This is a genomic window from Bradyrhizobium sp. SZCCHNS3002, assembly GCF_032377435.1.
Classification (GTDB): Bacteria; Pseudomonadota; Alphaproteobacteria; order Rhizobiales; family Xanthobacteraceae; genus Bradyrhizobium.
Window position 1 is genome coordinate 41,368 of the sequence record NZ_JAUHHY010000014.1, and the last position, 12,564, is coordinate 53,931.

At 67.4% G+C, this 12,564-nt stretch carries 9 protein-coding genes; 2 read left to right on the plus strand and 7 right to left on the minus strand.

Annotated features, from left to right (window positions below; genetic code table 11):
• Window positions 1-107: 107 nt before the first annotated feature.
• From QW845_RS26130 to QW845_RS26140, 3 genes are read right to left on the minus strand one after another with little or no spacing between them, the layout of a single operon-like run.
• A complete protein-coding gene (locus QW845_RS26130) occupies window positions 108-3,185 on the minus strand; it encodes an efflux RND transporter permease subunit (protein WP_315804393.1) in 3,078 nt (1,025 codons plus the stop codon).
• Entirely contained in the window at window positions 3,182-4,258 is a 1,077-nt protein-coding gene (locus QW845_RS26135; protein ID WP_315804394.1) for an efflux RND transporter periplasmic adaptor subunit, read from the minus strand. The genes QW845_RS26130 and QW845_RS26135 overlap by 4 nt, the downstream gene beginning before the upstream one ends.
• Window positions 4,255-5,376 (minus strand): efflux RND transporter periplasmic adaptor subunit, encoded by a 1,122-nt coding sequence (locus QW845_RS26140; protein WP_315804395.1) that lies wholly within the window; start codon window positions 5,374-5,376, stop codon window positions 4,255-4,257. Before QW845_RS26140 ends, QW845_RS26135 begins: the two co-directional genes overlap by 4 nt.
• 311 nt (window positions 5,377-5,687) lie before the next feature.
• Here QW845_RS26140 and QW845_RS26145 point away from each other — a divergent pair, with 311 nt between their 5' ends.
• A complete protein-coding gene (locus tag QW845_RS26145) occupies window positions 5,688-6,326 on the plus strand; it encodes a TetR/AcrR family transcriptional regulator (RefSeq protein ID WP_315804396.1) in 639 nt (212 codons plus the stop codon).
• Window positions 6,327-6,552: 226 nt separating this feature from the next.
• Here the strand turns inward: QW845_RS26145 and QW845_RS26150 are convergent, their stop codons facing one another.
• Complete coding sequence (locus tag QW845_RS26150; RefSeq protein WP_315804397.1) at window positions 6,553-6,852, minus strand: hypothetical protein; 300 nt, start codon at window positions 6,850-6,852, stop codon at window positions 6,553-6,555.
• 423 nt (window positions 6,853-7,275) lie between these two features.
• Entirely contained in the window at window positions 7,276-8,460 is a 1,185-nt protein-coding gene (locus QW845_RS26155; protein WP_315804398.1) for a urate hydroxylase PuuD, read from the minus strand.
• Between the two features lie 200 nt (window positions 8,461-8,660).
• Between QW845_RS26155 and QW845_RS26160 the strand changes: the two genes are divergently transcribed.
• Window positions 8,661-8,963 carry a hypothetical protein gene (locus tag QW845_RS26160; RefSeq protein ID WP_315804399.1) on the plus strand — a complete coding sequence of 101 codons (303 nt, stop codon included), beginning with the start codon at window positions 8,661-8,663 and terminating at the stop codon, window positions 8,961-8,963.
• Window positions 8,964-8,986: 23 nt separating this feature from the next.
• Here the strand turns inward: QW845_RS26160 and QW845_RS26165 are convergent, their stop codons facing one another.
• Both QW845_RS26165 and QW845_RS26170 read right to left on the minus strand, forming a co-directional pair.
• Complete coding sequence (locus tag QW845_RS26165; RefSeq protein WP_315804400.1) at window positions 8,987-11,701, minus strand: molybdopterin-dependent oxidoreductase; 2,715 nt, start codon at window positions 11,699-11,701, stop codon at window positions 8,987-8,989.
• Complete coding sequence (locus QW845_RS26170) at window positions 11,698-12,522, minus strand: FAD binding domain-containing protein (protein WP_315804401.1); 825 nt, start codon at window positions 12,520-12,522, stop codon at window positions 11,698-11,700. The genes QW845_RS26165 and QW845_RS26170 overlap by 4 nt, the downstream gene beginning before the upstream one ends.
• Window positions 12,523-12,564 lie beyond the last annotated feature (42 nt).

The following is a 12,564-nucleotide window of genomic DNA, read 5'->3' on the forward strand; positions in this document are numbered from 1 at the left end:
ATTCGCATCCTTCCATGAAGGCCGAATCTACCCGGCCGCCGCGCGGGCTTTAACCCACGCGGGCGGCTTATCCCACGCAATTATCCGCGATTCACGCAGGCCCCGCGTCAGGCGCCGTGCGCTGCCGGCTCGACTGAATCGCTCGCCTCCGGCGTCTTGATCCGGAACCAGGCGACATAGAGCGCCGGCAGGAACAGCAGGGTCAGCACGGTGCCGACGATGATGCCGCCCATCATCGCATAGGCCATCGGACCCCAGAACACTTCGCGCGCGATCGGGATCAGCGCCAGCGAGGCCGCGGCTGCTGTCAGCATGATCGGCCGCATGCGGTGCTCGGTCGCCTCCATCACGGCCTCCCATGGCGGGCGGCCTTCGTCGCGCAGATGCTCGATCTGCACGATCAGGATCACCGAGTTGCGGATCAGGATGCCGATCAGCGCGAGCACGCCGAGGATGGCGACGAAGCCGAGCGGCGCACCGCTCGGCAGCAGCGCCGCGACGACGCCGATCAAGGCCAGCGGCGCGACCGCGAACACCAGGAACAGGCGCTGGAAGCTCTGCAACTGCAGCATCAGGATCGTGGCCATGGTGAACAGCATGATCGGAACGACCGCGATGATCGGCGCCTGGCTCTTGGCGCTCTCCTCGACGCTGCCGCCGGTGACGACCTGATAGCCGGCCGGAAGCCTGGCGTTGAACGCCGCAAGGGCGGGCTTGAGCTGATCGACCACCGTGTTCGGCTGCACCTGATCGATGACGCTGGCCTTCAGGGTCAGCGTCGGCTGCCGCGAGCGGCGCCAGATCTCGGGCTGCTCGATCTGGTAGCGCAAGGTCGCCAGCGCCGCGAGCGGGATCGACTGGCCGTTCGAGCCCGACAGCTGCAGGTCGCGCAGGGTCTCCAGCGATTGCCGCTCCTTGGCCTGGGCGCGGCCGCGCACGTCGATCAGATAGATGTCGTCGCGCACCTGGGTGATCGAGGTGCCGTCGAGCACGCCGTTCAACGCGTTGGCGATGTCGGAGGACGTGACGCCGAGCTGGCGGGCCTTGTCCTGCAGGACGTCGACCTTCACGACGCGCGCCGGCTCCATCCAGTCGAAGATGACGGCGCCGAGATGGCTGTTGCCGCGCATGACGCCGGCGAATTCCTGCGCTGTCTCGCGCACCTTGGCGACATCAGGCCCGCTGACACGGTACTGCACGGGGCGGCCGACCGGCGGGCCGATGTCGAGCAGGTGCACATAGGCGTCGGTGCCGGGGAACGTCTTGGTGAGATAGGCCTGCAGCTTGGCGCGGGCGCGGTCACGCGCCTCGAGGCTCTTGGTGACGATGATGATCTGGCCGAACGAGACGTCGGCGGGCTGCACGTCGAACGACAGCACGAAGCGCTGCGCGCCGGAGCCGGCATAGGTCGACCAGTGGTCGATGTCGGGATCGCCCTTCAGCGCCTCCTGTTCGAACTTCGCCATCTGCGCGTTGGTCTCGGCGATCGAGGAATTCTGCGGCAGGTTGAAGTCGATCACCAGCTCGGTGCGGTCGGAGGAGGGGAAGAACTGCTGCTGCACGAAGCGCATGCCGAACACCGACAGGCCGAAGATCAGGACCGTGGCGACGATCGTGGTCCAGCGGTTGCGCATGCAGGCATTGAGCATGGCGCGAAATATCCGCGTCAGCCGGCCGCCTTCGGCATGGTGACTCGGCAAGGTCGCGGGCAGGATGGTGACGCCGAGCAGCGGCGCAAACAGCACGGCCACGATCCAGGACACGACGAGCGACACGGCGATCACCACGAACAGCGTGAAGGTGAACTCGCCGGCGGCGCTGCTGTTGAGGCCGATCGGAATGAAGCCGGCGACCGTCACCAGCGTGCCCGTCAGCATCGGGAACGCCGTCGAGGTGTAGACGTAGGTCGCGGCCTTGCGCAAGGAGTCGCCCACCTCGAGCCGCGCCACCATCATCTCGACCGCGATCATGGCGTCGTCGACCAGCAGGCCGAGCGCGATGATCAGCGCGCCCAGCGAGATGCGCTGCAGCGAGATGCCGGTGTAGGCCATGAACAGGAAGGTGATCGCGAGCACCAGCGGAATCGAGATCGCGACCACGAGGCCGGCGCGGACGCCGAGGCTGACGAAGCTGATCGCGAGCACGATGATCACGGCCTCGTACAGCGCCTTGGTGAAGCCGCCGACCGCTTCCTCGACGATCTTGGGCTGGTCCGAGACCAGATGCACGCCGACGCCGACCGGCAGATCGGCCACGACCTTGGTCATCTCCTCTTTCAGCGCCTCGCCGAAATCGAGCAGGTTGGCGCCGGCCTTCATGCCGATGGCAAGCCCGATCGCGGGCTGGCCGTTGAAGCGGAACAGCGAGGTCGGCGGATCGTCGTAGCCGCGGGTGATGGTGGCGACGTCGGTAAGCGGAAAGAAGCGGTCGTTGATGCGCAGGTTGATCGCCTTGAGGCTCTCCTCGGAGGTGAACTGGCCGGAGACGCGTACCGCGACCCGCTCGGGGCCGGCCTGCAGCACGCCGGACGGCGACACCGCATTCTGCGCCTGCAGCGCGTTGAGGATGGTGCGCTGGTCGATGCCCAGCGCGGCGACCTTGCGCGGCGAGAATTCGAGATAGATCACCTCGTTCTGCGCGCCGACGATGTCGACGCGGCCGACATTGGGCACGGTCAGCACCTTGGCGCGGACCTCCTCGACGCGGTCGCGCAACTGGCGCTGGCTGAGGCCATCGCTGGTGAAGGCGTAGATGTTGCCGAACACATCACCGAAGCGGTCATTGAATCCCGGCCCGACGACGCCGGACGGAAAGTCGCCCTTGATGTCGTTGATCAGGTTGCGCACCTGCAGCCAGGTCGGGACGACGTCGCGCGCCTTGGTCGTGTCGCGCAGGTTGACGAACACCGTGGTCTGGCCGGGCACGGTCAGGCTCTTGGTGTAGTCGAGCGCCGGCAGCTCCTCGAGCTTCTTCTCGATGCGGTCGGTGACCTGCCGCGTCATCTCCTCGGCGGAGGCGCCGGGCCATTTGGCCTGGATCAGCATCGTCTTGATGGTGAAGGACGGATCCTCCTCGCGGCCGAGATGCACGTAGGAGAAGAGGCCCGCAGCCATGAAGGCGATCATGAAATACCAGACGAGCGAGCGGTGCTCGAGCGCCCAGTCGGAGAGGTTGAAGGACTTCACGGCTGAGATTCCTGATCGATGCGGACGGACTGGCCATCCTTGAGACTGTGCACGCCGGCGGTGACGACACGCTGCCCGGGTTCGAGGCCGCCGGTGACGCGGATGCTGCCGTCCTCGTTGCGGGCGACCATGATCTCCTGGCGCTTGACGGAGTTGCTGGCGTCATCCACCAGCCAGACGAAGCTCTTGCCGTCCTGCTCCAGGATCGCCGTCGACGGCAATCGGATGACGGTCCGTTGCTCGGTGTTCACGGTCGCGGTGACGGTGGTGCCGAGCCGCATGGTTTCGGGCGGGTTGTCGAGCGTGATGCGGACGCGACGCGTGCGCGTCGTGGCGTCGGCGCGCGGCGCGATCTCGCGGACCTTCGCGGTCGTGCTGATGGTCGGATCGACCTGCAGCCGCACCGTGAACGGCGTACCGACCTGCAGCGCGCCCGCAATGTCGTCGCCGACGTCGATGACCGCCTCGCGAATGTCGGGCCGCGCCACCGTGACCACGCTTTGGCCGGGCGAGACGACCTGTCCGACTTCCGCGCCGACGGCCGTGACGATGCCGGCGAAATCGGCCTTGAGCTGGGCGTAGCCGAGCTGCTCGCGCGCCTTGGCGAGGTTGGATTGCGCCTTGATCACGGAGGCCTGGGCGGCCGCACGCGACTGCTCGGCGCTCTCCAGCGTCGCCTTGGTGGTGGCGTCGGTTTCCAGCAGGGTGCGCTGCCGGCCCTCGGTGCCGGTCGCGTTGGTGAGCTGCGCCTGGCTGCGCGAGACCTCGGCGGCCGAGGCGCGCACGGCGAGTTCGAGCGCGGCGGGATCGATCGCCGCCACGACCTGGTCCTGTTTGACCATGTCGCCGACATAGACGGGCCGCGCGATCAGGCGTCCGAGCACGCGGAAGCTGAGATCGGCCTTGTAGCGCGGCTCGATCGTGCCGGTGACCGTCGAGACATTGGCCGTCTGCCGTTCGACCTTCATCGACAGCACCGGCCGGACCGGATCGGGAGCGGCGGCCTTCTCGTTGCAGCCGGCGAGCAGAGCGAGCGCGCCGAGCGGAAGAACACAGCGCATCGGCGACATCACGACCGCTTCTCCTCGTTGAACGTGATCTGTTGGCCGACGCTGAGCAGCTTGCCGCCGTCGGTCACGACGCGGTCTCCCGGTCGCAGCCCGGCCGACACCACGATCGCGCCGGTCTCATAGTCCTCGATCGTGATCGGCTTCAGCGACACCGTCCTGTCGCCGCCATCGACCAGCCACACCGCCGGCGTCTTGCCGGCGGCGGTCAGCGCGCTCCACGGCAGCACGATGCGCTGCTCCGGCTTGATGAAGCCGGTGGCGCTGACGGCGCTGCCGAGGATCATCTCCGGCGGCGGATTCTCGATCGCGATCTTGACGCGGACGGTGCCCGATTTCGGATCGATGGTCGGCGACACCTCGCGCACCGTGCCCTTGGCCGTGACCGAAGGATCCGACAGCAGCGCCAGCGCGACCTTGCTGTCGTCGAATTTGAGCGACAGCGCGGCTTCGTAGACGTCGATGACCGCGTCGCGGTCGCCGTCATGCGCGAGCGTGAACACGGACTGCGCGGCCTGGGCGACCTGCCCGACCTCGATGTTGCGCGCGGTGATGGTGCCGTCCGCGTCGGCGCGGAGCTCGGTGTAGGTCAGGGCGTCCTTGGCGGTGTCGCGCTGGGCCTTGGCGGCCTCCAGCGATCCCTCCGCCGTGCGCAGCGTCTCCTGGGCCTGGTCGAAGGTCGCGCGCGTCGTGAAGCCGCTCGTGATCAGCGTCTGCTGGCGGTTGAAATTGGAGGTTGCGACCTTTACCTGCGACTCCGCGGCCGCCACGGCGGCCTCCGCGGAATCGAGATCGGCCTGCTGCTCGGCCGGATCGATCCTGGCGAGCAACTGGCCGGCCTTGACGTGCGCGCCGACCTCCACGAGCCGCTCGGTGACGCGGCCGCTGACCCTGAACGACAGGTCTGCGAGCACCCGCGCCTGCACGTCACCGGTCAGCGTGATCGATTGCCGGCGCTCCGACAGCTTGACCACCTCGGTCCGCACCATCCGGGACGGCGGCGCGGTTGCGGCCGTCTTCTGCTCGCAGCCGGCCAGCAGCAGGCCGACGGCAGCGCAGCCGGCCGCGGCCAGCAGGCGTGAGCCCGGTGCCCGAAGGAAAGAGGATCCTGTGAATGGAGACATGGTCGTATCTTCGGTCCGGTTGGGTGGTGGCGATCATTCCCGTCCTGCCGCGCAAGCACGCAGGGACCGGAAAGCACCTGTTGGTCGTCAGCAGCCCGCAAAACCCGCCCGCCGTTGCAGGCAAGCAGGTTCACGCGAAAGTTGAACACCATCCTCTTGACAGTGCGTGAATTAGACAATCAAATCTAGAATAATTCGTCTAGTAACATTCTCGTGGCGGTTTCGAATTCCCCCTGTGCGGGTTGCCCGGGCGCTCCCGTTGGGACATCGGCCAGCGCTGCCGCCGCGGCGAGCCAAGGCATGACGCGAACGTGCGACGCAAAGCTGCGACCGACCTGAATGCCCCCGTGCGCACGACATCACGTGCGCCGCGGCAGGCGCGTGGCCGTGAGCGCCGCGAGCAGTTGCTCGATGCGACAGCCGCCATCATCGCCGAGTCCGGGATCGGTGCCGTCAGCATGCATGCCGCGGCACAGCGCGCCGGCGCGTCGATCGGCTCGGTCTATCACTTCTTCCGCGACAAGGATCAGATGCTCGATGCGCTCGCCGAGCGTCACGATGCCGAGCTGCAGCCGGCGTTCGACCGCGTGGTGCAGCGAAGCGATGCGGAATGGGCGGCGATGTCGCCGCCGCAGGTCATCGAGCAGTTGATTGGCTGGGCGATCCGCTACTTCGTTCGCCACCCCGATGCGCTGGCGACGCTCGATCTGCACGACCAGACCATGCACGCCGAGTTCAGGGTCGTCATCGACCGCGTCATGCGCGCCAGGCTCGGCGACGAACTCGGCAGGCAGGCGGCCACGACGCTCGATGCCGTCGTGCTCGGGACACTGCTGTTCACGCGCGAGCAGGATCCGCGCAGCCGCGATGTCGTCGTCGCAGCGCTGCCCGAGATGATGGCTACCTATCTGAGCGCTCTCGAGGCGAAGCGGAAGCGGACGAAGGGATGAGGTACAGCCGGCGTATCGAGGCGATCAGCGCGGCGATTTGAACGGCCACGTGCTGCTCTTCCGATGTGTCGCCACCGAGCACGGCGTCGTCGCGTCCGCAATCGGCTGGTTCGGAAGGATGATCTGGTCGTCGCCGTTCCAGCGGTCGAGCTCGTAGCACCATTGCCATTCTCCGATGTGCGGTATCCCTGTTCGTCAGCGCGCGATCGCCAGACGGAGAATCCCCTCATCGCGCGGGTTCGGCCGGCGATGGCGTGTCGACATGATCCATCGTCGTCATCGACAGCGGCTGCGTTTCGTCGACGCGAGCGGAGCGATCGCTGCGATGTGCCAGCCGTCGCTCGCTGCTCCGGTCGCGCCTGATGACGATCCCTTCGACCAGCCGGGCCACGACGCCGACCACGGCAAAGCTCAAAAGCAGCGAGATGCACAGCAGCCCCAGATAGAGCTTCAGTACCGAGCTTGCGAAGCAGGCAAGCGCGATGAGCGCGACAATGGCCAGCCGGCCTTTGACGGAGATCGACATGATGGGGCGTTTCGCTGAGAGCTGATTGTGGGCGCCACTCTAGCGCCATGTTTTCTGCAGCCAAGCCGCGTCCCAACGGGTGGTAAATTTTGCCGCAAGCTCATGACGACAATCGGATGTGCTCCAGCTCAATCGTCGTCGCATGCATCGCAGTTCAACTCCGCGTTGCGAAAATCCGGTTGTCCTTGTGCCGGCTTCACGCAATCGTCGTGGGGAACCGAGCGAGCATCCATTGCCGCGCGCGCGATGAGCGGAGCTGTCAGCCGCACAGCGAAGCGCTTGCGGGCCGCAGCGCAACTAACTGCGCTACCATCGAGACATGGCGGCGCATTGCGCGGACCGCGCTGGCGCGCCTTTGCCCGCCCCACAGACTGCCTCGGGGAGGCAAAGCAGCGGTCGTCATGCCGGCGGCAACTGCGACCGCTATTGCGCACCGGCCCACGCCGCGAGCACGGCGCGCTCCTCGCCGGTGATCTCGGTGATGTTGCCGGGCGGCATGGCGCTCGACCACGCGGCGTTGCGTGCGATCAGCCGCGCGTTGCGCTGGATGTCGTCGGCAGTGTCGAGCCGCACGCCCCTGGGCGCCGTGACGATGCCGTCCCATACGGGCTCGGCGGCGTGGCACATGCTGCAGCGGGAGGTCACGATCTCCTCGACCTGCGCGAAGCGTGGCGGCGCGCTCGTGGCCGCCTTGGCGTCGCGAGGGCCCGCTGCGGACAGCAGCAGGATGCCGATCATGCCCGCGGCTGCGACGCCCCACACCCACCATGGCGACGGATGACCCTTGTGACGCTCGTTGAAGAAATGGCGTATCACCGGGCCGAGCGCGAGCACGATGGCGACGATCGCCCAGTTGTAGCGGGTGCCGAACAGGAGCGGATAGTGGTTGCTGATCATCAGCACCACCACCGGCAGGGTCAGATAGTTGTTGTGGACCGAACGCTCCTTGCCGGCCTTGCCGAGCCTGGGGTCCGGCGCTTGGCCTGCGAGCAGCGCGGCGACGATCTTCTTCTGGTTGGGGATGATCACGGCAAACACGTTGGCGACCATGATGGTACCGATGATCGCGCCGATCTGGTTGAAGGCGCCGCGGCCGCTCAGCACATGGGTGAAGGCGTAGGTGAGCGCGACGAGAAAGACGTAGCCGCCGATCGCGAACGGCAGCTCGTGCCGGGCGAGGCCGCTGCGGCAGGCGGCCTCGTAGAGCAGCCACGCCAGCGCCAGCGAGCCGAAGCTGAACAGGCCGGCCTGGAGGGGCGTGAGGTCGAGGATCGACTTGTCGACCAGGAACAGGTCGGCGTTGAGATAGTACACCACGATCATCAGCACGAAGCCGGATAGCCAGGTGGTGTAGGCCTCCCATTTGAACCAGGTCAGCTCGCTCGGCATCTGCGCCGGCGCCACCAGATATTTGACGATGTGGTAGAAGCCGCCGCCGTGCACCTGCCAGGCCTCGCCCATCACGCCGGTCGGCAGGCCTTGCCGCGGCTTCAGGCTGAGATCGAGCGCGATGAAGTAGAACGAGCTGCCGATCCAGGCGACCGCGGCGATCACGTGCAGCCAGCGGAAGATCAGGCTCAGCCATTCCGATATGATCGAGGCCCACATCGCGCGCTCATCTCCTTCGACAGGGCAAGTCCAGAGCCGAGTGCCTGCGTCTCATCTGTGGCATCGATCGCATCTGATTTCCAGCACGTCGCTGTGGCAGTCGGTGCACAACAGATTAGCTGCCATGTGCGCGTGACGCAGTGGACTCCGGCGGCGCGATTGCGTTCAATGTGGCGGTCTGACAAGCGGGACGGGGCGGGATGACGAGACTGGTTCTGATCATGCTGGTGCTGGGACAGTTCGCTGGTGTGCCTCTGGCGATGGCGCAGACCGCCCCCAAGCAGAGCACGGCCAAGCGCGCCGATGCTTGCGCGCCGATCGGACGCACCGAGGACGGCAAGCTGGTCTATGCGATGAAATGCGAGAGCATCCCGAAGCCGGTCGCTCCCGCCGCCCCGCCACAGGCGGCCGCCCAGCCGTCGGAGCCGGCTGCGGAACCAGAGCCCGAGACCCAGCGGAGCGGCCTGTTCGGCTGGTCGTATGATCGCCGACCCAAGCCATAGCGCAGCCGTTTCCCCAGACCGCCTCATTCGCCGAACTTTTCCTGCAACTGCGGAAACAGCCGGTCCGGCTTGAACGGCGCGGCCGTGAAGCGGATGCCGGTCGCGGCGCGGATCGCGTTACCGAGCGCGGCGGCGACCGGATTGTACGGGCTCTCGCTCATCGACTTCGCCCCCAGCGGGCCGATCGTGTCGTGGGTATCGGCAAACAGCACCTCGGTGCGCGGAACGTCGGCATAGGACGGCAGATGATAGTCGCGGAAGCGCGGATTGATCACGCGGCCGGTGCCGTCGATCACGATCTCCTCGTACAGCGCGGCGCCGAGCGCTTGCGCCACGCCGCCCTCGATCTGGCCGCGGCACTGCATCGGGTTGGCGACCTGGCCGGCGTCCGCGGCCTGGACGCTCTTGAGGATCCTGACCTCTCCGGTCCCCTTGTTCACGGCGACACGCAAACCCTGGACGTTGAACGCGACCGAGCGCGGCGTGCCCTGCGAATTACCGCTCGTGGTGAGCGGCGCGCCGCTGGCCTTGGCGAGTTCGGCGAAAGCGAGACGATGTGCGCCACAGGTGATTGCATCATCGGCGATCACGCAGGCGCCGGGAGCGACGTTCCACCTGTCGGAGGCGAACCGCTTGATCGTCTCGGCCAACGCCTCCGCCGCCGCCTGGGTCGCGCGTCCCGCGACGAAGGTGCCGGTCGAGCCATAGGCGCCCGTGTCGTGGCCGCCATGGGCGGTGTCGGACTGTCTGAGGCTGATGCGATCGACGGTGGTACCGAGCACGGTCGCGGCGATCTGGCGATGCACCGTGCTGGTGCCGTTGCCGAACTCGGCGGTGCCGACGGTGAGCACGAAGCCGCCGTCGTCGCGCAGGCTGATCACGGCGTCGGCGAAGTGGCCGTCGGGCGGCACGGTGTCGATCATCGTCAGCGCGATGCCGTCGCCCTTCAGCCACTCGGCCGACAGCTCCGGCGTCGGCGTGGCCTCGGCCATGGCGCGCTCGACCAGATCGAGGCACTGGTCGAGCCCGTAGGAGCCGTACAGCACGTCGCTATGCCCGGATGCCGGCGGCGCCAGCATGGGATCTCCGGGCCTGATGATGTTGCGGCGTCGCATCTCGAACGCGTCGATGCCGAGCTGCCGCGCAAGCTCGTCGATCGCGGCTTCGACCGCGAAGGTGGTTTGCGGCAGGCCGTAGCCGCGATAGGCGCCGGCCGGCACCGTGTTGGTATAGACGGCGATCCCGTCGACCTTCTTGTTCGGACAATTGTACACCGAGATCGACTCGGCGCAGGCATGGAACAGCACGGGCCCGGCGTGATTGCCATAGGCGCCGGTGTTGGAGAGCACGTCGAGCTGCAGCGCCGTCAGCTTGCCATCCTTGTCGGCCCCGGCCTTGACGGTGACGCGCATCGGATGCCGCGTCGAGGTGGCGATGAACTGCTCCTCCCGGGTGAATTCGAGCTTCACCGGCCGCCTTGTCTTCAGCGCCGCCAGCACCAGGATATCCTCGACGAACATCTCCTGCTTGCCGCCGAAGCCGCCGCCGACGCGCTCGCAGAACACGCGCACCTTGTCGGGCTTGAGGTCGAAGATCTCGCACAGCGCCCGCTTCGTCAGGAACGGCACCTGTGTGCTGGAACGCAGGGTGAGCACGCCGTCGTCGTCGAGCCAAGCGAGACCGCCATGCGTTTCCAGCGCGGCGTGCTGCACGCGCTGCGTGGTGAAGGTGCGTTCATAGCTCGCGGCGGCCGACGCCAGCGCGGCGGCGACGTCGCCGAACTCGCCGTGGGTCTCGGCGACGATGTTGCGGCCGACGTCGGCGATGCGATGTTCGCTGCCGCGGCCGGCGTGAATGATCGGCGCACCGGGCGTAATAGCGTCAGCGGGATCGACCACGGCAGGCAGGATCTCGTAGTCGACGACGAGGCGCCGGCAGGCCTCTTCGGCCGCGGCCTCGGTCTCGGCGACGACGGCCGCGACCTTCTGGCCGATGAAGCGGACGACGTCGTCGAGCACGCGGGTGTCCGCCGGATCCATCCAGGCCTGCTCATGGCGCGCGGTCGAGAACAGCGTCGCCGGCGCATCCTCGTGCGTCAGCACGGCATGCACGCCAGGTACTGCCAGCGCGGCCCTCTTGTCGATGCCGACGATGCGCGCATGCGCGTGCGGCGAGCGCGCGAGCTTGACGTGCAGCAGGCCGTCGATCGTGGTATCGAAAGTATAGCGCGCCCGGCCGCGCACCACGTCGGGGCCGGCAGGGGCGGGCAGGCTGCGCCCGAAGGCTTCGCCGGCCGCGACCTGCTCGACGTGAACGTGGCCGAGCAGCGCGTCCTCGATGGCGCGATAGCCGGTGCAGCGGCACAGATTGCCCTTCAGCGCCGCGCCGAGATCCTTCTTCTGCGCCTGATTCAGCGAGGCACAGGTGACGATCATGCCGGCGGTGCAGAAGCCGCATTGGAACGCCTGCGCATCGAGGAAGGCCTGCTGCATCGGATGCAGGTCGTCATCGGCGGCGAGACCTTCCACGGTCGTGACCGCCTTGCCCTCGGCGCGAAAGGCGGGGATCAGGCAGCTATGCACCGGTTCGCCGTCGAGCAGCACGGTGCAGGCACCGCAGTCGCCGGCGTCGCAGCCCTTCTTGACGCCGAAATGGCCGGTGTCGCGCAGAAGGGTCCGCAGGCATTGTCCGGCGCGCGGCGCGGTGTCGACTTCCCTGCCATTGACGATCACGCTCATGGCCTGAAGTCCGCGAGCTCGGCGCGAATCTCCTCAGCGAGGCGCAGGGTCATCGCCTTGCGCCAGGCAGGCTTGCCATGAACATCGTCGTGGTACGACGCATCTGGAATTTCGACGAGCAGGCCGGCGCGCAACGTGGTCGCGTCGGGCATGCTGGCAAAGCGCAGTTGCTGCGGCTTGATGGTCGATCCGGTCACGGTGAGCAGCAGGTCGCCGTCGCGGCCCGACGTGCCGATCAGCAGTGCGCCGGAGCGCCCGACCGGCGTCAGCGCGATCTGGCGGAAAGCGCCGCGGCGCTTCAGCGCGGCCAGCGGAATGTCGATCTGCCGCAGCAGATCTCCGGGCGCGAGCACGTTGCTGTTGTTGCCGGTGACGAAATCGGCGACGGGGACGCGCTGCTCGCCTCCGTCATTCTTCCATATCAAGCAAATGCCCTCGAGCGCGGCGAGCAGCGAGATCATCGGCCCGGCCGGCAGCGACATGCAGAGATTGCCGCCGACGGTCGCCGTCTTCCAGATCTTGAACGAAGCCAGGAACGCGCGGCAGCATTGATCGATCAACGGCGCCGCGACCCACTCGGCCGGGCAGGACAGCCCGTCCAGCGCGGCGACGCTGCAGGTCGCGGCGATGCACAGGCCCTGATCGCTGATGCCGAGAGGCGCCCAGGCGAGATCGCTGAGATCGATCAGCCGCGACAGGCGCGCCTGCGGTTCCGAGAACAGCCACGTGCCGCCGGCCAGCCAGGCGTCGCCTGCCTGCCAGGCGGGCAGTTCGGCCCGCGTTCTCGGGCGCACGACCTCCGTGATGGTGTTCAGGTCCATGGTGATGCCAGCTCGTGGGCGCAGCCTGTCGCGGGTGGAATC